Below are 24,183 nucleotides of genomic sequence, written 5' to 3' on the forward strand. Positions count from 1 at the left end.
GGTCAAAATAAACAACACAATATCATTCAGAGGGAGGAGCAACTAAAACTTTTAACTTTTAACTTTTAACTTTTAACAAATTTTGAAATTATTTAAACCATTCTACATACAATCCCGTTTTTTTTATGCAGGCATTGGCATTGTTGTATTATTTGCTTTAAGTTATTTCATCCCCCTATTATTTAATATAGCCCAACTTTCCATATTAATCCTCATACTCTTGTTCTTTTTAGATTTTCTAATTGTTTTTATTGGAAAAAATAAACTTGAGGCTTCAAGAGTAGTTCCTGATAAGTTTTCTAACGGTGATAAAAACCAAATAAAACTAACCATTCGCAATAACTATCCTATTTCAGTTTATTTAGAAGTTATTGATGAAGTTCCTGAACAATTTCAAGTAAGAGACTTTAAAATTAAGGAAAGTATTCCGCCTCGTAAATCAAGATTAATTCAGTATGATTTAAAGCCAACAGAACGTGGTGAATATCATTTTGGATGTTTGAATGTGTATGCATCCTCCGTCATAAAATTAGTTGCGAAGCGTTTTATATTCGATGAAGGCACTATGGTGCCAACCTATCCAAGTTTTAAGCAATTAAAAAAATTTGAGCTTCTAAATATTAATAAAAACTCGTTAGAATATGGTCTAAAAAAAGTAAGGCGTCTTGGACATTCCATGGAATTTGAACAAATCAAAGACTATGTTTTAGGAGATGATTTACGCACCATAAACTGGAAAGCAACAGCAAAGAAAAATCAGCTGATGGTCAATCAGTTTCAAGATGAAAAATCACAACCAGTTTATTCTATTATTGATAAAGGCCGTATTATGAAAATGCCTTTTAATGGTCTAAGTCTTTTGGATTATGCCATTAATGCCGCTCTGGTAATAAGTAATGTTGTTTTAAAAAAACATGATAAAGCTGGTATGTTTTCATTTTCCAAACACATAGACAATGTTGTTGTTGCAGAACGAAGAAGCTCGCAAATGCAGCTTATTTTAGAATCACTCTATAATGTTAATACCGATTTCTTTGAAAGTGACTTTAGTCGATTATACGGAAGTATAAAGCGCCATATTACACATAGAAGCCTTATTTTAATGTATACCAATTTTGAAACACTAGATGGCTTAAACAGGCAATTATCATATTTAAAGGCTATTTCTAAAAGTCATTTATTAGTGGTTATTTTTTTTAAAAACACAGAGCTTAGCACTTTAATCAGTGAAAAGGCAGAAACAGTACAACAAGTTTACGATAAAGTCATTGCCGAAAAATTCGCATTTGAAAAACGTCTTATCGTAAATGAATTAAAAAAATACGGTATCTATTCTATCTTAACAACACCAGAAAATCTTACCATTGATACCATCAATAAGTATTTAGAAATTAAAGCCCGAGGCTTACTTTAAAGCTTTTCTAAAAATTTAATTTATAATTAAAAGTAGTTTCTATAAATTTTATTGATAGTTTTTCTATTTTTGTAGTCTAAATAAAATGACTATGACAATTACCCAATTATACTATGTTTTAGCTGTTGCCGAAAACCAGAATTTCACCAAAGCAGCAGAAAAATGTTTTGTCACGCAACCAACATTAAGCATGCAAATACAAAAACTTGAGGATCAATTGGATGTATTGATTTTTGATCGTACAAAAAAACCAATTGAATTAACCGATGTTGGTAAAAAAATTGTGACCCAGGCAAGAAATATTGTTAATGAGTCCTATAGAATTCAAGACATTGTAGACCAGCAAAAAGGTTTTATAGGTGGCGAGTTTAAGCTTGGTATTATACCAACTGTTATGCCTACCCTACTCCCTATGTTTTTAAAGAATTTTATAAAAAAACACCCAAAGGTTAAGCTTAAGATAGAGGAACTGGCTACAGAAGAAATAATTTCTAAAATTAACGACGGACATATAGATGCTGCTATAGCTGCGACCCCATTAGAAGAAGAAAACATTAAAGAACGCGTCCTTTATTTTGAACCCTTTGTAAGTTATATTCCCGAAAACCATAGGTTACATAAGCATAAAAAAATAGATGTATCAGATTTAGATATTGATGATATGCTCTTACTTGAAGATGGTCACTGTTTTAGAGATGGTGTTATCAACCTTTGCAAAGCATTTAAAAACCAAACAGATGATCAGTTTCAACTAGAAAGTGGTAGTATAGAAACGCTTATAAAACTTTCAAATGAAGGATTAGGCATGACGCTCTTACCTTATTTACATACTTTGGATATAAATGATAAAGAGAAAGAAAACCTTCATCATTTTAATGATCCCACACCAGCCAGAGAAGTGAGTATTATTTATCATAAAAGTGAGTTAAAAATGCAAATCATTGAAGCTTTGCAAGATGTTATATCTGGTGTGATTAGAGGTGCTATCGCATTTCAAAACGTAGAAATCATTAGCCCCTTAGCTAAATAGAAAAATACAGACCTCGTCTCGTCCTAAAAACAAAAGAGCTTCCTGTTTGGAAGCTCTTTTGTTTTATATACTCAAAAAAGTATCTTATTTTTTTGCTGGTGCATTTAGTTTCATACTCATTTCCATAGAAATAGCCGAGCGTTCATACTTCATTTTACCAGACATAGTCTCTATAACACAGCTCCCATCCTTATCATTTAGCTCCAAGACTTTACCATGTAGGCCACTTTTAGTAATGACTCTATCTCCTTTTTTTAATTCGGCTGCAAATTTCTTTTCTTTTTTTGCACGTTTCATTTGTGGTGCAATCATAAAGAAATATACAACTACAAACATTAATATAAATGGCATAAATGCGCTTATTCCTCCTTCTCCCATCTTATTTTACTTGAATTGTTGATGTTGTTGTTGCTGGTTTTTTGGCTGCATTCGGATCTGGCTTTACAAAAGCTGTAATTTTTACAGTTTCTGATCCCTTTTCCGTATTTGCCGTAACCGTTATTGTTTTAGAAACTTTATTGGTTCCACTTCCATTAAATTGAACAGAAAATTTACCTGATGCTCCTGGCTCTAGAGGCTCTCTACTCCAATCTTGGGGCACCGTACATCCACAAGTACTTTTAATATCTGTAATAACTAAAGGAGCGTCTCCTGTATTTTTATAGTTAAAAACCGTAGTAACTTTTGTTTTAGATTCGATTTCACCAAAATCATGTTCTTTCTTATCAAACTCAATTACGGGAAACTTAGATGAGCTCGCATCTCTTACTGCTGCTTCAGCTACATTTTTGTCATCAATTTTATTAGCTGCATTTTCTTTACAAGAAGTAAATGCGATTAAGCATAATGTACTTAATCCTAATATTATTTTTTTCATTGTTAAATTTTTTGTCATTTGTGATGTAAAAATAGTAATTATTTAATCTATTAAAAACTTTTATTAACTTCTTAACAAAGAACTTATCTTGACTTTTTCTATTTCCTAAAAAATCAAAACAAGTTCAGAAGATTACATAAGCCCTCTCCCTATTTTATTTAATTTCCCTCCAGCATCGTACTCTTTAACCAATTTATCTAGAATACCATTTATAAATATGCTGCTTTTTGGTGTAGAATATTCTTTGGCTATTTCTAAATATTCATTAATAGTCACTTTTACTGGTATAGATGGAAAGTTTTTTAATTCATTAATTGCCATTTGCAATAATACATAATCGACATCAGCAATACGATCTGAGTCCCAATTTTTGGTTTTCTTTTCAATCTCCTTGTTGATTAACGATCTATTTAAAAGTGTTTTTTTGAACAAATCAATTGCATACTTCTGATCATCCGAATCTTTATACAATTTGGGTGTAAAATAATGTTCGGGTGAACTTGTCTTTACTTTTCTCAACAATTTCAAAATAGTTGTATTTACTGTTGGAAGATCATCCAACCAAGTTAAGTTTTTATCCTCTAAGTACTCATAAAGTTTTTCATTAGGCGCAATGATGTCCTTAAACACATCAACAATAAATTCTTTATCCTCTTTAAAGTCGGAAACCCTGGTTTTCATATAATCCTTATACAGGTCACTTTTGGTAATCGCTCTAAAAATAACATCTACGTATTCACCATCCAATTCCCAATTAGTTATTTTATGAAGGTCCAATTGGTCTTTCAATTGTAAATTCTCTCTCAGAGATTTAAGCAATTGGTTATTTATAAACTTTTTGTTGGGATCTTTGTCTTCCTTTGTCGCTAAATGCTTTTTTTGTTTTTTTTGTAAATCGTCTTCAGCTCTTTTTTGAACTTCAAGCAGCAGCGAAATTAATAAGAGGTACAAGTTGTACATATTATCTATACTAAATAATAAGAATTTCTGATCTTTAGTAAAATCGTCACTCTCGCCTCCCTTAAAGGCATACAGAGTTTGCATTACTTTTACACGAATATGTCTTCTATTTAGCATAATTACAAAGAACTTAAATTAAAAAATATGAAAGTGTTTCATTGTTTTTCCGCTGCAAAAATAATATTATTTTGAAAAGTAACTTCATATTTTCTTTTTATTATTAGAATAATATTTTAAACTATATTTAACAATTACCTGTAATATATACTTCTATTTTATTCTTATTAATACATTATATTTGCTCTCCCGATACGACTAGGTAAATGAAAGAATTACAACATCTAAATAAGTACTTTTTAAAATATAAAACACACCTTTTAATAGGTATGGTAATTACTGTTGTAGCTAGAATTTTTCTACTTTTTACTCCGCGCTATGTCAAACAAGTTTTTATTTTGGTAGAAAGGGCTTTAGATGGATTGATTACCAAAGAGGTTTTTAAAGCTGAGTTAATAGAAGCTATTCTTTATATTATCGGAGCTGCAATAATAGGCGGCATACTCACCTTTTTTATGCGCCAAACCATAATTAATGTATCACGTTATATTGAATTCGATTTAAAAAATGAAATTTATGACCAATACCAAAAGCTGTCTTTAAATTTTTATAAAAAGAATAGAACAGGGGATTTAATGAACCGTATCACCGAAGATGTTATGAGGGTGCGTATGTATGCAGGGCCCGCTATCATGTATAGTATTAATACTTTTACATTGTTTGTTGTTGTTATTATTTATATGGTTAATGCCTCACCAAAATTAACACTATACACAATAATACCATTACCCATTCTCTCTGTCATTATATATAAGCTCAGTAAGGAAATACATAAACGTAGCACCATTGTTCAGGAATACTTGTCTAAACTTTCTACATATACCCAAGAATCTTTTAGCGGCATTTCGGTAATTAAAGCCTATGGTATTGAGCCACAAACATCAACAAATTTTAATTCACTTGCTTCGAAGAGTAAAGAAAAACAAATAAGTTTAGCCAAAGTTCAGGCTTGGTTTTTTCCAATGATGATTTTACTTATTGGTGCAAGTAATCTATTGGTAATCTATATTGGTGGCATGCAATATATCAATGGAGAAATTGAAAGTATTGGTATTATTGCAGAATTCATTATTTACGTAAATATGCTTACGTGGCCAGTGGCTACAGTAGGTTGGGTCACTTCGATTGTACAACAGGCTGAAGCATCGCAGAAACGAATCAACGAATTTTTAAAAATTGAACCCGAAATTAAAAACACTATAAATACAGATACAAAAATTACTGGTGATATTCGTTTCAATAATGTTACTTTTACTTACGATGATACAAATATTCAAGCGTTAAAAGGGGTTAGTTTTAATATCAAATCGGGAGAAACACTAGCAATTATAGGTAAAACTGGATCTGGAAAATCCACGATTTTAGACTTAATTGGTAGACTTTATGATATTAATGAAGGTTCGATTACTATTAATGGTATACAAATAGATAAACTTAATTTGAACAATTTAAGAGATAGTATTGGCTATGTACCTCAAGATGCTTTTTTATTCTCCGATACCATAAAGAACAATATTAAGTTTGGAAAAGAAAACGCCACGGATGATGACGTTATTCAAGCAGCGAAAAATGCGCAGGTACACAAAAACATTGCTAAATTCAATAAAGGTTACGATACCATTTTAGGTGAACGAGGTATAACACTTTCTGGTGGACAAAAGCAACGCGTATCTATTGCCAGAGCCATTATAAAATCGCCTAAAATATTACTTTTTGATGATTGTCTGTCTGCCGTTGATACAGAGACTGAAGAAAAAATATTAAAAAATCTTAATAAAATTTCAAAAGGCAAAACAACAATTATTGTTAGCCACAGAGTTTCATCTGCCAAAAATGCCGACAAAATTATTGTACTGGATGATGGTGAAATTGTTCAAGAAGGCACACATGAAACGCTTATAAATATAGATGGGTACTACAAACATCTATTCTTAAAACAATTGAGCGAAACCACTTCAAACGAATCTTGAACGAACTAAACCCCAATCTAATAACTTTTTGTTCTTTTTTATTTAATGAAATAAAACAACATTTAAAAAAGAAACTTCCTAATTTGTTGGTTAGTATCGGTTTTTTTTAGATTTTTGATAATAAATAACGATAACTAAACAAATTTCTATACACTATGAACAATAATGATATGATGGAGAGAGAAGAGATTTTTTCGAAAGTATTAAGAGCAGGAAGACGTACCTACTTCTTTGATGTAAGGGCCACTAAAGCGGACGATTATTACTTAACTATTACTGAGAGTAAAAAGTTCACAAACGATGATGGATCATTTCACTACAAGAAGCATAAGATATATATTTACAAAGAAGACTTTTCTGAATTTAAAGATATATTAGCCGAAATGACTGATTATATTATAGAAAAGAAAGGTAACGAAGTTATTAGCGAGCGTCACCAAAAAGATTTTAAAAAGAGCTACGAAGTTGAAAATACAGAAGTATCATCAACTAATGGTGACTCACATAAATCTGCCGAAAGTTTTACTGATGTAGATTTCGATGACATATAAACTAAACTAAACAAACTGAGTCATCATGGAAAACCGTAACAATATTGTTGCGGTTTTTTTGTCCCTATTCTTTATTAATTAAGCTACTGGTGTACCATTTTTTACTCGATTCTCTGAATTTAAAAGTATCACATCTTTACCATTTACTGCTCCTAATACCAAACATTCACTCATAAACTTGGCAATTTGCTTTTTAGGAAAATTTACAACCGCTACTATTTGTTTTTTTAGTAAGTCCTCTTTTTTATAAAGCGTTGTAATTTGTGCAGATGATCTTTTAATGCCCAGATCACCGAAATCAATAGTTAGTTGATAAGCAGGGTTTCTTGCTTCAGGGAAATCATTAACTTCAATAATAGTTCCTATTCGTAAATCTACTTTAGTGAAATCTTCAAAAGTTATTGTATTGCTCATTTTTCAAAAATACAATTTGCTAAATGGATTTTAATAATGATGGATCATAAATTTAATAACACTTTATTTAAATAACATATACAAAAAGCAAAAAACAATTTCTGTAGTCATTTTAAAGCTTATTTGACAATAAATTACGAACTTTGGTGAAACTTAAATTTCATGGCTAGAACTCCATCCAATATGCTTCCTTTAGGGACTCAAGCTCCTGTGTTTAATTTATTTGATACTATATCTGGTAAACACTTATCACTTACTCAATTAAAAGGAACCAGTGCTACGGTAATTATGTTTATATGTAATCATTGCCCTTTTGTTATTCACGTAAACCCTGAAATAGTTTCAATTGCAAATTCATATGCCGAAAAGGGCATTAGTTTTATTGCCATTTCTAGCAACGATGTTGTAAACTACCCACAAGACAGCCCAGAGAACATGACCATTCATGCTAAAAATGAAGCCTATCCGTTTCCTTATCTATATGACGAAACACAGGAGATTGCAAAGGCTTATGATGCAGCATGTACCCCTGATTTTTATGTGTTTGATAGTAATTTAAAGTTAGCTTATAGAGGACAATTAGACGACTCTCGTCCAGGCAATGAAATTGCACTCACAGGAAATGATTTAAGAAATGCTTTAGACTGTTTAATTGAAAATAGGGACAATACTACTCAACAAAAACCTAGTATTGGTTGCAATATTAAATGGATAAACACCTAAAAGCGTAATTGCCAAAAGCCAACATCAAGCCACTTACCAAATTTTAGCCCTACCTCTTTAAAATGAGCTACCTGTTCGAACCCAAATTTCTCATGAAGCCTCACACTGGCGTCATTTGGCAATGTTAACCCTCCTAAAACGATATGATAATTTTGTTTTTTTAATTGAGATAATAGCTCTGTATATAGCTTAGTACCTACCTGTTTTCCTAAGACATCATGTTTTACATATACCGTCGACTCAACAGTATGCTTATATGCAGGCTTCGGACGCCATTTACTTCCATAAGCATATCCTAAGATTTTATTGTCTTCTTCAAAAACAATAAACGGATAATTGGTACTTATACGTGTAATTTTTTCTTTAAAAGTATCTAGGGATAAAACCTCATCATCAAAAGTAGCTATAGAATTCAATACATAATAATTGTAAATATCCAGAAGTTCTTTGGTATCATTTAAGTTTAAAGGCCTAATCATGACTAATTTAAATCCAATGATTTTGCTTCATTAAATTCTCTATATGAGCATAATGATGGTTGCTATGCCAAGCATAATTTCCGATATTATAGCTTAATAATATTTCTGATTTTGTTTCTGGATGTACAAAAGATTTATTCAAATCATCTTGAGATAATGTTCTCAATAGATAAACAAGCTTAAAATGTATCGCTTTTATATGGTTTATTGACATATCTATCGGAGCTGATTTAGAATCTACAAGCTCGGCCCATCTATCTTCGAAATAAGCTTTTATAAGCGGCTTGTCCTCCGTTAATGCCCATTTAAATCTGGTATAACTATGATGGTGACTATCTGATACATGGTGTACCACCTGTCTTATAGTCCAACCATCAGGTCTATACACGGTATCCAATTGATCGTCCGTTAAGTTTTTAACAAGGTTTTCCAATCGGTTTGGAAAATGTTCTAAAATGGCAATCCAATTCTTAATATCCTGTTCGGTGACATTCTGCGGACATTCAAACTGCCCAATGGGATATTTAAGCTTTTCTAATTGTTGTTCCGTCATTAAACAAATATAAAAAATACCAATCAATATTTTGAGTAAATTATTTTATAGACTTTAATGAGCTCGTTTATCAGTATACTGAAATTAAAACCCCCAATTAATTCCATAAAAAAAGCATCTAAAAAATTAGATGCCTTTGTACTATTTTAAGATCCTTAATGTTGTACCAAGGACTAAAAATTTATTTTCTATTATTTTACATCCATTAACTCAACATCAAAAATAAGCGTTGCATCTGGAGGTATAACACCGCCAGCACCTCTACTTCCATATCCTAAATGACTTGGTATTACAAAACGTGCTTTATCTCCTATTTTTAATAAACCAATGCCTTCATCCCATCCAGGAATAACTTGACCAACGCCTAAAGGAAAATCAATTGGTTGGTTACGTTTATACGAAGAATCGAAAACAGTGCCATCTGCCAATTGTCCTTTATAATGAACAGATACTGTTTTACCTGTCTCTGCATTTGCCCCGTTTCCTTCTTGAATTATTTGATAACGCAATCCACTCTCTGTTTTATTAAAACCTGCGGCTATTTTGTCTAATTCTGCTTCAGCTGCTTGTTTAGCCTCTGCCAATCTTTTTTCTCTGGATCCCTCGAAAGTCCTAAAAGCCTCAACAGCATTATAAGCTTCAGCATCACTTCCTACTCGAATTATCTCTAAACTATCAATAGAATCACCTTGGGTTATAGCATCAACAACATTTTGTCCTTCTGTCACCTTACCAAAAACTGTATGCTTATTATCCAACCATGGCGTTTCTAAATGTGTAATAAAAAACTGACTTCCGTTGGTTCCAGGTCCTGCATTTGCCATTGATAAAACCCCAGGCCCATCATGTTTTAAATCTGGGTGGAATTCATCGTCAAATTGATATCCTGGATTTCCAGAACCTGAACCTTGTGGACATCCTCCCTGTATCATAAAATCTGGAATCACTCTATGGAATTTTAAACCATTGTAATAGGGTGTTCCTTGAGGTTTTACTTTATTTTCAAGATTACCTTCTGCTAAAGCCACAAAGTTACCAACCGTACCTGGTGTTTTTTGATATTCTAAAGCAACAAGAATTTCTCCTTTAGTTGTATTAAATTTTGCGTATAAACCGTCTTGCATTGTTCTAATTTTTAAGAAAGTGCAAAGATAACTAGGTTTTACGAATTAAGAATTATGATTTATGAATTTTTAAGTCTGATTATTAATGAATAATAAATGTTATCAAACTAAGATTCTCGAAGAGGTATTTGTCACAAACAGAGCAATAGAGTATTTTATTAAATAGATTAACGACCTATATACTGAGTACTGTCTACTGTATATTTTATATACCGAAATCTAATTCGCCACTTCACTAATAAACTTAATACGATACAAACGCAGCTCTTCATCATCATAATCTCCATCAAATTCTTCAATAGCGGCATCTATATTATCAGATTCAGATTCCATAAAATATTCATGGATTTCTTCTTGCTGGTCTTCATCTAAAACATCATCAATCCAGTAACTGATATTCAACTTAGTTCCAGAATAGACAATAGCTTCCATTTCTTTAATGAATTCTTCCATAGACATGCCTTTTGACGATGCAATATCCTCTAAAGGTAATTTTCTATCTATATTTTGAATGATATATAACTTATTAGCTGAATTAGTTCCAGTTGATTTTACCACCAAATCGTCTGGGCGAACCACGTCGTTTTCTTCAACATATTTAGAAATCAATGCTACAAAATCTTTACCGTATTTTTTTGCTTTACCTTCTCCAACTCCATGAACATTTGATAGTTCAGCTAGGTCAACAGGATATTTTAAAGCCATATCTTCAAGTGAAGGGTCTTGAAAAATAACAAATGGAGGAACCCCCATCTTTTTTGCATTCTTTTTACGCAAATCTTTAAGCATTCCCATTAATATTTCATCTGCTACAGCACCTCCACTTTTTGCAGCAGTAATAATTGTGCCATCTTCCTGTTCACCTTCAAATATATGATCTTCTGTCATCATAAACGACGTCGGACTCTTTATAAAAGACTTACCCGATTTACTTAATTTTATAACGCCATACGTTTCAATATCCTTTCTAAGAAAGCCAGCAACCAATACTTGTCTCAACAAAGCCATCCAATATTTGTTGTCTTTATCTTTTCCTTTTCCAAAAAACGGTTGTTCATTGGTTTTATGCGAATTAATTAAGGCATTCTCTTTACCAACAATAACATTTACAAGATCTTTAGACTTATATTTTTCGTTGGTTTTATCTATTGTTTCCAATAATACGACAACACTTTCTTTAGCTTCATGTTTCTTTTTTGGGTGCCTTACATTATCATCCATATCTCCACCTTCGCCAGTTGCATTATCAAATTCTTCTCCAAAATAATGTAAAATAAATTTTCTTCTAGAGATGGATGTTTCAGCAAACGCAATCACCTCTTGCAATAGCGCTTGTCCGATTTCTTGTTCAGCTACAGGCTTACCCGACATGAATTTTTCTAATTTTTCAATGTCCTTATAAGCATAATAGGCTAAGCAATGTCCTTCACCACCATCACGCCCTGCTCTTCCTGTTTCCTGATAATAACTTTCAATACTCTTTGGAATATCATGATGAATGACAAAACGGACATCTGGCTTATCTATTCCCATACCAAAAGCAATCGTAGCTACAACTACATCGACATCTTCCATAAGGAACTTATCTTGGTAACTAGATCTCGATTTTGCATCCAAGCCAGCATGATATGGCACTGCTTTAATACCGTTTACCTGTAATACTTGGGCTAGTTCTTCAACGCGTTTTCTACTTAAGCAATATACAATACCCGATTTGCCTTCATTCTGTTTTATAAATCGAATGATATCGGCATCTACATGCTTTGTCTTTGGTCTAACTTCATAATATAGATTAGGCCTGTTAAAAGAAGCCTTAAAGGTTTTTGCATTACTAATGCCTAAATTCTTTATAATATCTTCCTGAACTTTTGGCGTGGCAGTTGCTGTTAAACCAATAATAGGAATACGATCCCCTATCCTAGCAATAATATGGCGCAAATTCCTATATTCTGGTCTAAAATCATGTCCCCATTCACTAATACAGTGTGCTTCATCAATCGCCATAAAAGATATCTTCACAGAACGTAAAAACTCGACATTTTCCTCTTTAGTTAGAGATTCTGGTGCAACATATAATAATTTTGTAACACCATTTACTATATCTTCTTTAACACGTTTTACCTCGGTTTTATTTAATGAAGAATTTAACACATGGGCAACACCTTCTTCATTTGAAATGCCCCGAATGGCATCTACTTGGTTTTTCATTAAAGCTATTAACGGTGATACGACAATGGCTGTGCCATCTTGCATTAACGCTGGCAACTGGTAGCATAACGACTTCCCGCCGCCTGTTGGCATAATTACAAACGTATGATTCTTTGATAAAACACTTTCGACAACATCTTCTTGCAAGCCCTTGAATTGATTAAATCCAAAATATTTTTTAAGAGCAGAGTGCAAGTCACTTTTAGCTAATAACATGAATTGTATAAAAATTTATTTACTATTATCACACACTAAAATATCAAAACTTCACTTATTAATTTAATAGTGTATTTAGAGATCCCCTCATTTTTTTTTCGTTAGTTTTGTAACGAAAACCCAAATTACAACAAAATTTAATTTGAATACCATTAAAGATAAGAAAATCTTTAAAAGCATCAACTAAAAAGACATAAATTTTGAATAGCAAAAATTCAATTATACAAACCGCAAAACTAACTGTTGAAGCGGAGAGTCAGGCCATTTCAAATTTAGCTGGTTTAATAACCGATGATTTTGCAGAGGCCGTACAGCTTATTTATAACTCTAAAGGCCGTGTAATTATTACAGGTATTGGAAAAAGTGCCATTATTGCCAACAAAATTGTAGCCACGCTAAATTCTACTGGTACACCCTCAATTTTCATGCATGCTGCAGATGCTATCCATGGCGACCTAGGACTTATTCTAAAAGATGATGTTGTTATTTGTATTTCTAAAAGTGGAAATACTCCAGAAATTAAAGTTTTAGTACCATTAATAAAAAGTGCCAACAATAAAATGATTGCCATAACTGGTAACAAAGACTCCTTTTTAGGACAACAAGCTAATTATATTCTAAATGCTTATGTTGAAAAAGAAGCGTGTCCAAATAACTTAGCTCCAACAACAAGCACAACGGCCCAGCTAGTTATTGGTGATGCCTTAGCTGTCTGTTTATTGGAATTACGTGGTTTCTCCAGTAATGATTTTGCAAAGTACCACCCTGGTGGTGCCTTAGGGAAAAAACTCTATTTGCGCGTTCAAGATATATCATCGGTAAACGAAAAACCGAAAGTGGTTCCAACAACAAACATAAAAGATATTATCATAGAAATTACTGAAAAAATGCTAGGCGTTACTGCGGTTGTAGAAAATGATAAAATCGCAGGTATTATTACAGATGGCGATTTACGTAGGATGTTGAGTAAGGTAGACGATTTCTCTTCGCTAACCGCCAAGGATATCATGAGCGCCAATCCAAAGCGTATTAATGCTGAAGCTATGGCTATTGAAGCTTTAGAAGTTATGGAAACCAATGGTATTTCCCAATTGCTTGTTGAAGAAAATGGGAACTATGCTGGAGTAATTCATTTACATGATCTAATAAAAGAAGGTATTATATAATGGCAAAAAAAGATATAAATGAGATGTCTTTTTTAGATCATCTTGAAGATTTAAGGTGGCATTTAATTAGAATCTGCTTAGCAGTTATCATAGTAGCTACTTTAGCATTTATTTTTAGTCGTTTTATTTTCGATACTATTATTTTTGCACCATTGGACATGAGTTTTCCGACTTATGATTTTCTATGTAGAACAGCTACTTTTATAAATATAGAAACCACTTTTTGTAATGATAAAATTCCCTTGATCATACAAAACAGAACCATGGCTGGGCAATTTTCGGCAGATATATGGACCGCAATTTTAGGAGGTTTCATTATTTCTTTTCCATATGTTATTTATCAATTATGGAAATTTATTAGTCCTGGGCTGCATTCTAACGAGCGTAAACACTCCAGAGGGTTTATTGTTATTTCATCTTTCCTATTCTTTATAGGTGTATTATTTGGTTATTACATCGTTACGCCTTTGTCAATTAACTTTTTGGCCAACTACAGCATTTCTGCAAAAGTTGATAATCAAATTGACATTAGTTCGTACATTGGACTTGTTAGGGCTTCCGCACTAGCTTCTGGGCTAATTTTCGAACTCCCTATTATTATTTATTTTTTAACCAAAATAGGATTAGTAACACCAGAATTCTTAAAAAAATACAGAAAATATGCCTTGGTTATTGTATTAATTTTGTCTGCAATTATTACACCTCCAGATATTGCCAGTCAGGTTATTGTAGCTATCCCAATTATAATTTTATATCAAGTGAGTATTTATATTTCTAAAATTGTTATTAGAAATCAAAAAAGAAAAGAAAAACAACATGTCTGATATCGTTAACGAATTTAATGCGTATCGTTCTAAAATGAACGATAAAATTTTAGCAGATAACAATAAAGTAATAAAACGTATTTTTAATTTGGACACCAATGCTTATGCAGAAGGGGCTTTAGATGTTAAAACCAAAGAACTTTTGGGGTTGGTAGCTTCTACGGTTCTACGTTGTGACGATTGTATAAAATACCACATGGAAACCAGTTATAAAATTGGATTAAAAAAAGAAGAAGTGGTTGAGGCTTTAAGCATAGCAACATTAGTTGGAGGCACTATTGTTATTCCTCATTTACGTCGTGCCTATGAGTTTTGGGATGCCCTGGAAGCTAAGAAATAATAAATGTTTTAGGACAAAGACAATAACCTTGGAACTAGTTCACGAGGCATTATATAGAAAAAATTCCCGAAGCAAACTTCAAGGCCTTAAACCCAAAGATCCCACTCGAAAAGCAGGATTAGTTCAATTTACAATTTTGGAGATATTGCTTCGCAACTTTTCAAGATTGAGTTTCACTAATAAAATTCAAACATCTGCTATAATAGTGTATATGATTTTACTATTTTTAGCGTTCAGTATATAACTTATGATTTTAAAAGCCGAAAATTTAATGAAGTCCTACAGTGGACGAAAAGTGGTTAAGGATGTCTCTCTTGAAGTAAACCAAGGTGAAATAGTTGGTCTTTTGGGACCTAATGGTGCTGGAAAAACCACATCTTTTTATATGATTGTTGGCTTGATAAAGCCCAATGGCGGTCATATTTTTATAGATAACACTGAGATCACAAAATACCCTATGTACAAACGTGCACAAAACGGTATTGGTTATTTAGCACAAGAAGCTTCTGTTTTTAGAAAACTAAGTATTGAAGATAATATTTTAAGTGTTTTACAACTTACTAAGCTTAGCAAGAAGGAACAACATGATAAAATGGAATCGCTCATCGAAGAGTTTGGCTTAGGTCATATTCGTAAAAGCCGCGGTGATTTATTATCGGGAGGGGAACGTCGGCGTACAGAGATTGCCCGAGCTCTAGCTACCGACCCTAGCTTTATATTATTAGATGAACCTTTTGCTGGGGTAGACCCCGTAGCCGTTGAAGATATACAGCGCATTGTAGCACAGCTTACTAAAAAAAATATTGGTATTTTAATTACAGATCATAACGTACAAGAAACCCTTGCTATTACAGATAGAACATATTTAATGTTTGAAGGTAGTATTCTTAAAGCTGGTAAACCTGAAGAACTGGCTAGTGATGAAATGGTTCGAAAGGTGTATTTAGGTCAAAACTTTGAGCTTCGTAAGAAGAAAATTAGAGATTAGATAGACTCTCTAAAGTATTATTTTGATTATTTTTTGCTTTTTTAGTGTATTACTTGCTATTACTACTGTAAAAATACCCCGCATATTGAAATAAAGGGTTTCCCTCGTTCCTAGATACAGGAATAAATTTTATTAAGGGACTCTCTTTTCACATTTCATTTTTTCTACTTTATATAAATTTTTAATTATTGCTACGAATCTATTTGTGAGCAAAACATTTTGTGTAAAATATTTTGATATATCAAAACATTAATTATATCTTTATGATATCAAAATAATATCATTTTAAATCAAAACACAAATCATGAAAGAAGAAAAAAATATAACACCTGCCAACGGATATCTGATGCTATTCGTCTTTTTTATTATGTTTTTTGGGGGTATAGCTGCTCTTATTATAACTGAAAGTCTCGTTTTTATTTTATCTATAATCATTGCTATTTTAATTGCACCAGGTTTTATAATGGTACAACCAAACAATTCAAGGGTATTATTACTTTTCGGAAAATATGTAGGTACTATTAATAAAAATGGTTTCTATTGGATAAACCCTTTTTATACAAAAAAGAAAATATCACTACGGGCCAGGAACTTTGATAGTGAACGGTTAAAAGTGAACGACAAGCTTGGTAACCCCATCATGATTAGTACAATTTTGGTTTGGAGGGTTCAAGATACTTATAAAGCAGCCTTTGATGTAGATAATTATGAAAACTTTGTTCGTGTGCAAACTGATGCTGCTGTTCGTAAACTAGCAAGTATGTACCCTTATGATAATTTTGCAGATGAAGGACATACTGAGGACATTACATTGCGTTCTAGTGTTAATGAAGTTAGTGAAACGTTAGAAAAAGAAATTGATGAACGTTTGTCTATTGCTGGTATTGAGGTATTAGAAGCAAGAATTGGCTATTTAGCTTATGCTCAAGAAATTGCAAACGCCATGTTAAAACGTCAACAAGCTACAGCCATAGTAGCTGCCAGACATAAAATTGTACAAGGCGCCGTAAGCATGGTTGAAATGGCTCTCGAAGAATTAGGAAAGAAAGAGATAGTAGATTTAGATGAGGAACGAAAAGCAGCTATGGTTAGTAATCTCATGGTCATACTTTGTGGTGATAAAGACGCTTCTCCTGTTCTAAATACTGGTACTTTAAATCAATAAACAATACATTTGTATTTTACAACGTCTTTAAAATAATTAATAACTCAAATGGCTAAAAAGAAGGCTTTTGCATTGCGAATAAATGAAGATATGCTCAAAGCTATAGAAAAATGGGCTGCGGATGAATTCCGCAGCACGAATGGCCAAATTGAATGGATGCTAAACGAAGGTTTGAAAAAAGCCAAACGCAACCCAAAAAATAAAAATCCAAAAGAAAGTAGCTAAAAAACTTAAATTTCTTCGTTTAACTTAATTTTCTACTTCTTTATTCTTAAATAGTTTCTTTTTTACAGCTTTAAATAACTTCACCATTAAAAGTGCTACAAAGCCTACCAATAAACCAACTATAAAATCTTTTATAAAAGAGGGTAGCACCTCCAAGAAGTGATGGAAAAATTCAATATTATGAACAAAAATACCTCCTGCTACTAAAATTAAAGCAATAGTCCCTATAATGGATAAGCTTTTAATAACTACTGGAAGTGCTCTAACTAAAAAGGTTCCTATAAATTTTGAAACACTTTTTTCTTTACTACTAAAACGAATAAGCCTGTATCCTAAATCATCCATTCTAACAATAAGTGCCACAATTCCATAAACTCCTACAGTTGCTATTAAAGCTACAATAGTTACTACCAGTACTTGAAACAAAATAGGTTTTCCTAGAACAGTCCCTAAAGCAATAATGACAATTTCAACAGACAAAATGAAATCAGTGAAAATGGCCGATTTTATTTTCTTTTTTTCGAGAAGTAATTGATCTTCTGCTGATATATTTACGTTTTCAGCATCCTTTGTAGCGTGTTTGTGAGGCACCAAAAATTCATATATTTTTTCTGCCCCTTCAAAAGCCAAATAAACACCCCCTAATACTAATGATAGGGTTACAGCCCACGGTGCAAAGGCACTTAACAAAAAGGCAATAGGCAAAATAATTAATTTGTTAAGCGCAGAACCTTTTGTAATTGCCCATAAAACCGGCAACTCTCTTGAAGAGACAAATCCTGTTGCCTTTTCAGCATTTACTGCTAAATCATCACCTAAAATACCAGCTGTCTTTTTTGTGGTAATCTTACTCATTACTACCACGTCATCCATTAAAGCTGCTATATCATCTAGTAGTGCAAAAAATCCTGAGGCCATTCTTAGTTATTTGGTTGTTAAATTGTCTATTAAAGACATGATTATATATAGTAAAATGATAACAGGTATCGCAACAAATTGTAATACAACCAGCAGAACAATACAAAGTATTATAAAAATATATCGTATCGCATTTGTTTTAAAACCCCAATCTTTAAACTTTAATGCAAATAGTTTTATGTTTGAATTTAGTAGATAACAACTTAAAAATGTTAATCCTATTAAAAACCATTTATTAAGGATAATGTTATTAAGAAAATCACTATTCTGAAATTCCATGATTAATGGCAAAGACACTATTAATAAAGTATTTGCTGGAGTTGGAAGGCCTTTAAAATAACTTTGCTGTTCTGTATCTAAATTAAAATTTGCCAAACGATAAGCAGAAGCCAATGTTACGAATAACCCTAAAAGCGGGAGTATTGGTAAATTAAAATCCAACCAACTTGTACCAGAAGGCCAATCACTATCCAACCCAGAAGCATGAATTGTTAATGATAACAACTTATATAAAATAATGCCGGGGACTAGCCCACTGGTTACCATATCCGCAAGTGAATCCAACTGTAAACCTAACGCGCTTTGAACATTTAGTTTTCTGGCTGCAAAACCATCAAAGAAGTCGAAAAATATCCCTAAGAAAACAAACAATGAAGCACCAGTAAAATTATTATCGATTACAAGAATAACTGCAATGCTTCCACATAATAAGTTTAAAAGCGTTAGCATATTAGGAATATGTCGTTTCATTTATAGACTCTTATTGCTATTAAATCGTTTGTATGCCTCTGGACAGCAATTGTTATCGCTAAATATTTATTAAAATACTATCTCTTTAAGCGGTTTCAACTTTAAAAATTGATTTTGTAAAAATAACAAACAATTATTGAGCAAAACAAGTATTAAACAATATCTATTATAATTTCAAGTTTAATAGATTGACAAATCATACTAGTTTACTTGTTATTTTTTTATTTAGCTACACTGTAATTAATTCGTATATCATAAATTATCGGAATTACAAGCAAATAAATAAAATGAAAAATGAGCAAGTTTAAATCTGATATTTTATGATTAAATTGGTATTATGTGCATCTTTGTAAAAAAATTGCGATTGAAAGTTTACATAACTGCATTATTTTGTACACTATCTGTATCAATATTTAGTCAATCCGTTAGAAAATATTCCAACGAGTTTATGAATATTGGTGTAGATGCAGCTGCTTTGGGTATGAGCAATGCTGTTACTTCTCATTCTTCCGATGTTAATTCTGGTTACTGGAACCCTGCTGGTTTATTAAAAATTGAAGACAACCAATTGGCTTTAATGCACTCTAGTTATTTTGCCAACATCGCTAATTACGACTACGCCGCTTATGCCATGCCTTTAGACAAACAAAGTGCTGTAGGCATATCTTTAATTCGCTTTGCTGTTGATGATATTTTAAATACGACGCAACTTATTGACGAGCAAGGTAATATTAACTACGACAGGATTAGTCTATTTTCTACTGCAGATTATGGATTAACATTTTCATATGCAAGACAACTTCCTGTACAAGGACTAAATTATGGCGTAAATGCCAAAGTAATACGGCGTGTTATTGGTGATTTTGCTTCCTCATGGGGCTTTGGTTTTGACCTCGGAGTTCAGTTTGAAACGGATAATAACTGGAAATTTGGTGTTATGGCTCGTGATATCACCACCACTTTTAACGCTTGGGCCATCGATAAAAATGAATTTGCCAAGATTCAAAACGCAGTAGCAGGTCAAAATCAAGAATTGCCAGAAACAACTGAGATTACCATTCCTAAATTACAAATCGGAGTTTCAAAACTTATCGATTTTAATTTTGACTATACACTGTTAACAGCTGTAAACTTAAATGTTCGATTTGAAGAAAACAATGATATTATTTCGTCTTCCTTTGCGAGTATAAACCCAGCTTTAGGTTTTGAATTCGGTTATATAGATATGGTTTATTTACGTGCTGGTATGGGAAATTTCCAGAATGAGAAACAATTTGATAATACTGAACAATTAAGCTTCCAACCTAGTTTTGGTGTTGGTTTTAAATATAGCGGCGTTCAAATAGATTATGCTTTTACCGATATTGGAGACCAAAGTGTTGCTCTATATTCAAATGTATTTTCTTTAAAACTCGATTTTAGTATTTTTAGATAATATTTATTTAGATGTATAAAACATTAGTCTTTTTATTTCTTTTTTTATTTATTAAAATTAGTACCGCTCAAGAGCATATATTATCTCCTGAATCTAAAATTAGCGTACTTACTATAGGCCCTGGAACTTCTTTAAACGATTCTTTTGGACATAGCGCTTTTAGAATCACTGATAGACTTAATAATATTGATTTGGTTTATGGGTATGGTGAATACGATTTTGATGCACCAAATTTTTATTTGAAATTTGCTCAAGGTAAACTCAATTACCTCATTAGTAAAGATAAGTTTCAAAAATTTTATCAAGTTTATGTCTATTTTAATAGAACCATTAAAGAGCAGACTCTAAATCTTTCTCTTGCCGAAAAGCAAAAACTTTATGATTTTCTTACGGAAAACTATAAACCAAAAAACAGAGGTTATTTATACGATTTCTTTTTTGATAATTGCGCTACAAAAATTAAGGATGTTGCTAATATTAGTTTAAATAACGCCATTGTTTTTAATACTCCTGAAGATTATAAAGAAGCTTCTTTTAGAACTTTAATTCAAGATAACCTTAATAAGAATTCTTGGGGAAGCTTAGGTATTGACATATGTTTAGGTTCTGTAATAGACAAAAATGCAATAGCCGAAGAACACATGTTTTTACCTGAAAACATACACAAATTCTTTGCTAATGCATCTATAAGAAATAGCAATGAACCTTTAGTTAAAGAAAGTCGAATCTTATATTCTAAAAAGAAAACTCCAAAATCTAATACCTTTTTTACAAGTCCGTTATTTATTTTAGGTCTTATTGGAGCGGTCATGCTATTTATAACCTATCGGGATTCAAAAAACAACAAGCAAAGTCTTTGGTTAGACGCTACTATATTTAGCATTACAGGAATTATAGGCATCCTACTACTACTTCTTTGGTTTGCTACCGACCATAAAGGTACGCATCAAAACTATAACTTACTTTGGGCCTGTGCTCTTAATATATTTATAATTCCTCAGTTATTTAAAAAGGCAGCAAGCACTTGGTTTATTAAATATTTGAAGTTTTTAATAATTCTATTATGTTTATTGACATTACATTGGATTATTGGTATACAAGTTTTTGCTATTGGGTTAATACCTCTGTTAATAGCATTATTTATGAGATACCTTTATTTGATAAAATTTTACAATAAATAAGAGCAACCTTCTTAAATAATAATATTGAGTACTAAGGCTGAACACTCTTTAAGCTGAATAATACCGAATTATTGCCCTCTGAAGAAAATCATAGTACTTATAGTTTTAACCAAAATATTTATATCTAAAAAAAAGCTTTTGTGCTTAATATAATATAAGTCGTATTGTAACTTCAATAAACTATCGTCAACAGAAGACCCGTATCTGGTCTTAACCTGTGCCCAACCAGTGAGACCAGGTTTAACAATATGACGTGTTTCGTAAAAAGGCAGCATTTGTGATAGTTCTTTAACAAAAAAAGGGCGTTCTGGTCTAGGGCCAATCAAACTCATATCCCCTTTTAATATGTTAATAAATTGAGGGATTTCATCTAACCTGGAATGTCTTAAAAACTTACCAAAAAGTGTGATTCTTGTATCTCCTTTTTTGGCCCAAACCGCACCTGCTTTTTCGGCATTCCTGATCATGGTTCTATACTTCAAAATCTTAAAAGGTTTTCCGTTTTTTCCTATTCTATCTTGAGAATAGAAAAGAGGTCCGCGATTAGCTATAATATTTCCTAGTAGAATAAGTGGTAAGAACATGAAACCTATAATAATTCCAATTATAGAAATAAAAATATCAAAAAAACGGCGAAAAAATAAGTATAACTTGTTTTGATTACTTCTGCTAAATGGAAAATACTTGTAAAAATCTTTTCCCACAAATTGTACAGGTATCCGCTGTGCCAACTCTTCATATACTTGCGTATATTCTTTTATTGAAAACCCTTCTTCTAGAAGTGAAATAAGCGAATAATAAATTTCTGAAGTAATGGACTCTGAATTATAACTCGCTATCACAATTTCCGATATATTTTCATCCTTAATTACTTGACGTATTTCACTTGGTTTATACTCTGCAATAGCATTAAACTTAATGGCTTCAAGACTATTTAATTCACAATTAATAAAACCTGCAATTTTATAATTAGGATCCGAATTGTTAAAGGCTTCGACTATAGTCTCAATATTTGAAGTTTCTCCTATAATCAATACTTTTTTATAAAACCTTGGAGATACAATAAAGTTTGTATACGCTAATCTCCATATAAACAAAGCAAACAGAATTGCAAAATAAAAGTAGAGTATCTGTAAACGGTTATCTGGTAATATAGGAGTGAAGAAAGGTGTTAAAAAATAAAATAGGACCGTCATTGAGACCGTAAACACAAGGCTAGTAAAAATTTTCTCAATTTTACTGGATTTTTGTAAATCATAAAGCTCAAAAATAGTTCCAAATACAGAAACATATAAAACAAGGATAAAAACCCATGTCCAATTTTCTTTATTTATCGTAAAATAATCAAAATCAAATGTATTGCTAACAAAATAAAGCACAACCAATATTGAAATAATATCGAAAATGCGCAGCAAAACTTTACGTTCTGAAATATTAAAATGAATACTGCGGTTAGACATCTTTGTTACTAAAATGAGGGACTATAAAGATAATAAGTATATTTACATTAACTAAATTATTTTAACACTTTATACCATTGTTCTTTAATAATATTCCAATCTAATTGTTCCGCTTTTTTTCTTGCATTTACTGCCATTATATTCGATTTTTTTGGAGAATTTAATAATCCTTGAACGGCTTTAATAAGTTCTTCTACCGAATCTGGTTCTACTAAAATACCTGTAAGGTTATCTTCAATTAAAAAGGGCATACCGCCTACATTAGTGGAGACTATTGGCAACCCTAAAGCCATAGCTTCCATGACACTAACAGGCATATTATCAAAATTAGTAGTATTGATAAAAATATTATAATCTTTTGAGAGCTCTATCCATTCTTGCTTTGATAATTTTCCAGTAAAAGTCACTTCTACCTCTTGCTTATTTGCATAATCAATGGCTTCCTGCATACTACCATCGTTATCTGGACCTACCATACAGAGTTCTGCACTTATATTAATATCTTTTAAACCTTTTAAAAGCTTAATTGCCAATAAGGGATTATATATTTTCGAAAATGAACGCACCCATAGCAACTTTATCTTATCAAAAGATCTTTCTTGAAATACATAATTATTAAGTTCTATTGAATTCGGGATACAAACGATATTGCCATACCCTAAACCTTCAAAACTTGATTGAATGTATTTTGATGGAGCTATATTCTTATAAGCACTATTAAATATGATTTTTGATAATTTAGGTGATTTTTTTAATCGATCAGGTAAATTACCTCCATGCAGGATAGGAATATATTTTAATTTAAGTAATCTACACAGTTGGCTTACAAAAAATGCATAATAAAAGTTTAATGTACTGTAGGTATCGATTAAAACATAATCAACTTTACTTCTAAATTTAAAACATGTCCATAGCATGTGCAATAACCTTAAAATTATATTCCTTTCTCTAGATGCAGAAAATACTTTGTAACCTTCACTTATCAATAAAGCCCCCAAAACATCAATGGAAGATTGGTTTCTTTTTGTTTTATTCAATTGATTTCCTATGTAGAGAATAGTTTTCAACTATGTGTTTTCTTTTGAAATGATTTTG

25 protein-coding genes are annotated in these 24,183 nt (G+C 31.8%); 13 read left to right on the forward strand and 12 right to left on the reverse strand.

Going from position 1 to position 24,183, the window contains the following annotated elements:
- Positions 1 to 82: 82 nt before the first annotated feature.
- Together HHX25_RS02240 and HHX25_RS02245 are read left to right on the forward strand one after the other, a co-directional pair.
- Entirely contained in the window at positions 83 to 1,414 is a 1,332-nt protein-coding gene (locus HHX25_RS02240; protein WP_205957976.1) for a DUF58 domain-containing protein, read from the forward strand.
- Positions 1,415 to 1,505: 91 nt separating this feature from the next.
- On the forward strand, positions 1,506 to 2,444 hold the full coding sequence (locus HHX25_RS02245) for a LysR substrate-binding domain-containing protein (RefSeq protein ID WP_169669632.1): 939 nt from the start codon (positions 1,506 to 1,508) through the stop codon (positions 2,442 to 2,444).
- Between the two features lie 84 nt (positions 2,445 to 2,528).
- On the opposite strand, the gene yajC is transcribed toward HHX25_RS02245, so the two are convergent.
- From yajC to nusB, 3 genes are all read right to left on the reverse strand, one after another.
- Positions 2,529 to 2,822 carry a preprotein translocase subunit YajC gene (gene yajC / locus HHX25_RS02250; RefSeq protein WP_169669634.1) on the reverse strand — a complete coding sequence of 98 codons (294 nt, stop codon included), beginning with the start codon at positions 2,820 to 2,822 and terminating at the stop codon, positions 2,529 to 2,531.
- A 1-nt stretch (position 2,823) separates the two neighbouring features.
- Positions 2,824 to 3,321 (reverse strand): DUF1573 domain-containing protein, encoded by a 498-nt coding sequence (locus HHX25_RS02255; protein WP_169669636.1) that lies wholly within the window; start codon positions 3,319 to 3,321, stop codon positions 2,824 to 2,826.
- 132 nt (positions 3,322 to 3,453) lie between these two features.
- On the reverse strand, positions 3,454 to 4,398 hold the full coding sequence (gene nusB / locus HHX25_RS02260; protein WP_240964203.1) for a transcription antitermination factor NusB: 945 nt from the start codon (positions 4,396 to 4,398) through the stop codon (positions 3,454 to 3,456).
- Positions 4,399 to 4,604: 206 nt separating this feature from the next.
- Here nusB and HHX25_RS02265 point away from each other — a divergent pair, with 206 nt between their 5' ends.
- Both HHX25_RS02265 and HHX25_RS02270 read left to right on the forward strand, forming a co-directional pair.
- Positions 4,605 to 6,368, forward strand: a complete 1,764-nt coding sequence (locus HHX25_RS02265) for an ABC transporter ATP-binding protein (RefSeq protein ID WP_169669638.1) — start codon at positions 4,605 to 4,607, stop codon at positions 6,366 to 6,368.
- Positions 6,369 to 6,523: 155 nt separating this feature from the next.
- Positions 6,524 to 6,919, forward strand: coding sequence for a PUR family DNA/RNA-binding protein (locus HHX25_RS02270; protein ID WP_169669640.1), 396 nt, complete (start codon positions 6,524 to 6,526; stop codon positions 6,917 to 6,919).
- A gap of 78 nt (positions 6,920 to 6,997) precedes the next feature.
- On the opposite strand, the gene HHX25_RS02275 is transcribed toward HHX25_RS02270, so the two are convergent.
- Positions 6,998 to 7,333, reverse strand: coding sequence for a tRNA-binding protein (locus HHX25_RS02275; RefSeq protein WP_169669642.1), 336 nt, complete (start codon positions 7,331 to 7,333; stop codon positions 6,998 to 7,000).
- A 162-nt stretch (positions 7,334 to 7,495) separates the two neighbouring features.
- Here HHX25_RS02275 and HHX25_RS02280 point away from each other — a divergent pair, with 162 nt between their 5' ends.
- Positions 7,496 to 8,056: a thioredoxin family protein gene (locus HHX25_RS02280; protein WP_169669644.1), complete on the forward strand. Its 561-nt coding sequence runs from the start codon at positions 7,496 to 7,498 to the stop codon at positions 8,054 to 8,056.
- Here HHX25_RS02280 and HHX25_RS02285 read toward each other — a convergent pair.
- The 4 genes from HHX25_RS02285 to HHX25_RS02300 form a co-directional block, all read right to left on the reverse strand.
- Positions 8,053 to 8,535 carry a GNAT family N-acetyltransferase gene (locus HHX25_RS02285; RefSeq protein ID WP_169669646.1) on the reverse strand — a complete coding sequence of 161 codons (483 nt, stop codon included), beginning with the start codon at positions 8,533 to 8,535 and terminating at the stop codon, positions 8,053 to 8,055. The genes HHX25_RS02280 and HHX25_RS02285 overlap by 4 nt on opposite strands.
- Before the next feature lie 7 nt (positions 8,536 to 8,542).
- Entirely contained in the window at positions 8,543 to 9,088 is a 546-nt protein-coding gene (locus tag HHX25_RS02290) for a YfiT family bacillithiol transferase (RefSeq protein WP_169669647.1), read from the reverse strand.
- 191 nt (positions 9,089 to 9,279) lie between these two features.
- On the reverse strand, positions 9,280 to 10,212 hold the full coding sequence (locus HHX25_RS02295) for a peptidylprolyl isomerase (RefSeq protein WP_169669649.1): 933 nt from the start codon (positions 10,210 to 10,212) through the stop codon (positions 9,280 to 9,282).
- Positions 10,213 to 10,431: 219 nt separating this feature from the next.
- The gene (locus HHX25_RS02300; protein ID WP_169669651.1) at positions 10,432 to 12,636 is read right to left on the reverse strand and encodes an ATP-dependent DNA helicase RecQ; all 2,205 of its coding nucleotides are present in this window, start codon (positions 12,634 to 12,636) and stop codon (positions 10,432 to 10,434) included.
- 200 nt (positions 12,637 to 12,836) lie between these two features.
- On the opposite strand from HHX25_RS02300, the gene HHX25_RS02305 reads away from it, so the two are divergent.
- The 6 genes from HHX25_RS02305 (at position 12,837) to HHX25_RS02330 (ending at position 17,344) form a co-directional block, all read left to right on the forward strand.
- Positions 12,837 to 13,802, forward strand: coding sequence for a KpsF/GutQ family sugar-phosphate isomerase (locus HHX25_RS02305; protein ID WP_169669653.1), 966 nt, complete (start codon positions 12,837 to 12,839; stop codon positions 13,800 to 13,802).
- Positions 13,802 to 14,626 (forward strand): twin-arginine translocase subunit TatC, encoded by an 825-nt coding sequence (gene tatC, locus HHX25_RS02310; protein WP_169669655.1) that lies wholly within the window; start codon positions 13,802 to 13,804, stop codon positions 14,624 to 14,626. The genes HHX25_RS02305 and tatC overlap by 1 nt, the downstream gene beginning before the upstream one ends.
- Positions 14,619 to 14,966: a carboxymuconolactone decarboxylase family protein gene (locus HHX25_RS02315; protein WP_169669657.1), complete on the forward strand. Its 348-nt coding sequence runs from the start codon at positions 14,619 to 14,621 to the stop codon at positions 14,964 to 14,966. Before tatC ends, HHX25_RS02315 begins: the two co-directional genes overlap by 8 nt.
- Before the next feature lie 247 nt (positions 14,967 to 15,213).
- Positions 15,214 to 15,954, forward strand: coding sequence for an LPS export ABC transporter ATP-binding protein (lptB, locus tag HHX25_RS02320; RefSeq protein WP_169669659.1), 741 nt, complete (start codon positions 15,214 to 15,216; stop codon positions 15,952 to 15,954).
- 304 nt (positions 15,955 to 16,258) lie between these two features.
- Positions 16,259 to 17,119 (forward strand): SPFH domain-containing protein, encoded by an 861-nt coding sequence (locus tag HHX25_RS02325; protein WP_169669661.1) that lies wholly within the window; start codon positions 16,259 to 16,261, stop codon positions 17,117 to 17,119.
- Between the two features lie 48 nt (positions 17,120 to 17,167).
- The gene (locus HHX25_RS02330) at positions 17,168 to 17,344 is read left to right on the forward strand and encodes an Arc family DNA binding domain-containing protein (protein ID WP_169669663.1); all 177 of its coding nucleotides are present in this window, start codon (positions 17,168 to 17,170) and stop codon (positions 17,342 to 17,344) included.
- Between the two features lie 24 nt (positions 17,345 to 17,368).
- On the opposite strand, the gene HHX25_RS02335 is transcribed toward HHX25_RS02330, so the two are convergent.
- Both HHX25_RS02335 and HHX25_RS02340 read right to left on the reverse strand, forming a co-directional pair.
- A complete protein-coding gene (locus HHX25_RS02335; RefSeq protein ID WP_169669665.1) occupies positions 17,369 to 18,262 on the reverse strand; it encodes a DUF808 domain-containing protein in 894 nt (297 codons plus the stop codon).
- A 6-nt stretch (positions 18,263 to 18,268) separates the two neighbouring features.
- Positions 18,269 to 19,012: a CDP-alcohol phosphatidyltransferase family protein gene (locus HHX25_RS02340; protein ID WP_169669667.1), complete on the reverse strand. Its 744-nt coding sequence runs from the start codon at positions 19,010 to 19,012 to the stop codon at positions 18,269 to 18,271.
- Positions 19,013 to 19,376: 364 nt separating this feature from the next.
- Between HHX25_RS02340 and HHX25_RS02345 the strand changes: the two genes are divergently transcribed.
- Both HHX25_RS02345 and HHX25_RS02350 read left to right on the forward strand, forming a co-directional pair.
- Complete coding sequence (locus tag HHX25_RS02345) at positions 19,377 to 20,447, forward strand: putative type IX sorting system protein PorV2 (RefSeq protein WP_240964205.1); 1,071 nt, start codon at positions 19,377 to 19,379, stop codon at positions 20,445 to 20,447.
- 11 nt (positions 20,448 to 20,458) lie between these two features.
- Complete coding sequence (locus tag HHX25_RS02350; RefSeq protein ID WP_169669671.1) at positions 20,459 to 21,628, forward strand: lipoprotein N-acyltransferase Lnb domain-containing protein; 1,170 nt, start codon at positions 20,459 to 20,461, stop codon at positions 21,626 to 21,628.
- 68 nt (positions 21,629 to 21,696) lie between these two features.
- Here HHX25_RS02350 and HHX25_RS02355 read toward each other — a convergent pair whose 3' ends face one another.
- Both HHX25_RS02355 and HHX25_RS02360 read right to left on the reverse strand, forming a co-directional pair.
- On the reverse strand, positions 21,697 to 23,088 hold the full coding sequence (locus tag HHX25_RS02355) for an exopolysaccharide biosynthesis polyprenyl glycosylphosphotransferase (protein ID WP_169669680.1): 1,392 nt from the start codon (positions 23,086 to 23,088) through the stop codon (positions 21,697 to 21,699).
- A gap of 56 nt (positions 23,089 to 23,144) precedes the next feature.
- Entirely contained in the window at positions 23,145 to 24,155 is a 1,011-nt protein-coding gene (locus tag HHX25_RS02360) for a glycosyltransferase family 4 protein (RefSeq protein WP_169669682.1), read from the reverse strand.
- Between the last annotated feature and the right edge of the window lie 28 nt (positions 24,156 to 24,183).

This window comes from Flavivirga algicola, assembly GCF_012910715.1.
Lineage (GTDB): Bacteria > Bacteroidota > Bacteroidia > Flavobacteriales > Flavobacteriaceae > Flavivirga > Flavivirga algicola.

Coding starts and splice junctions, on each gene's coding strand:
- HHX25_RS02245 (WP_169669632.1), top strand. CDS start 1,506: ATGACAATTACCCAATTATACTATGTTTTAGCTGTTGCCGAAAACCAG.
- yajC (WP_169669634.1), bottom strand. CDS start 2,822: ATGGGAGAAGGAGGAATAAGCGCATTTATGCCATTTATATTAATGTTT.
- HHX25_RS02255 (WP_169669636.1), bottom strand. CDS start 3,321: ATGAAAAAAATAATATTAGGATTAAGTACATTATGCTTAATCGCATTT.
- nusB (WP_240964203.1), bottom strand. CDS start 4,398: ATGCTAAATAGAAGACATATTCGTGTAAAAGTAATGCAAACTCTGTAT.
- HHX25_RS02265 (WP_169669638.1), top strand. CDS start 4,605: ATGAAAGAATTACAACATCTAAATAAGTACTTTTTAAAATATAAAACA.
- HHX25_RS02270 (WP_169669640.1), top strand. CDS start 6,524: ATGAACAATAATGATATGATGGAGAGAGAAGAGATTTTTTCGAAAGTA.
- HHX25_RS02275 (WP_169669642.1), bottom strand. CDS start 7,333: ATGAGCAATACAATAACTTTTGAAGATTTCACTAAAGTAGATTTACGA.
- HHX25_RS02280 (WP_169669644.1), top strand. CDS start 7,496: ATGGCTAGAACTCCATCCAATATGCTTCCTTTAGGGACTCAAGCTCCT.
- HHX25_RS02285 (WP_169669646.1), bottom strand. CDS start 8,535: ATGATTAGGCCTTTAAACTTAAATGATACCAAAGAACTTCTGGATATT.
- HHX25_RS02290 (WP_169669647.1), bottom strand. CDS start 9,088: ATGACGGAACAACAATTAGAAAAGCTTAAATATCCCATTGGGCAGTTT.
- HHX25_RS02295 (WP_169669649.1), bottom strand. CDS start 10,212: ATGCAAGACGGTTTATACGCAAAATTTAATACAACTAAAGGAGAAATT.
- HHX25_RS02300 (WP_169669651.1), bottom strand. CDS start 12,636: ATGTTATTAGCTAAAAGTGACTTGCACTCTGCTCTTAAAAAATATTTT.
- tatC (WP_169669655.1), top strand. CDS start 13,802: ATGGCAAAAAAAGATATAAATGAGATGTCTTTTTTAGATCATCTTGAA.
- HHX25_RS02315 (WP_169669657.1), top strand. CDS start 14,619: ATGTCTGATATCGTTAACGAATTTAATGCGTATCGTTCTAAAATGAAC.
- lptB (WP_169669659.1), top strand. CDS start 15,214: ATGATTTTAAAAGCCGAAAATTTAATGAAGTCCTACAGTGGACGAAAA.
- HHX25_RS02325 (WP_169669661.1), top strand. CDS start 16,259: ATGAAAGAAGAAAAAAATATAACACCTGCCAACGGATATCTGATGCTA.
- HHX25_RS02330 (WP_169669663.1), top strand. CDS start 17,168: ATGGCTAAAAAGAAGGCTTTTGCATTGCGAATAAATGAAGATATGCTC.
- HHX25_RS02335 (WP_169669665.1), bottom strand. CDS start 18,262: ATGGCCTCAGGATTTTTTGCACTACTAGATGATATAGCAGCTTTAATG.
- HHX25_RS02340 (WP_169669667.1), bottom strand. CDS start 19,012: ATGAAACGACATATTCCTAATATGCTAACGCTTTTAAACTTATTATGT.
- HHX25_RS02350 (WP_169669671.1), top strand. CDS start 20,459: ATGTATAAAACATTAGTCTTTTTATTTCTTTTTTTATTTATTAAAATT.
- HHX25_RS02355 (WP_169669680.1), bottom strand. CDS start 23,088: ATGTCTAACCGCAGTATTCATTTTAATATTTCAGAACGTAAAGTTTTG.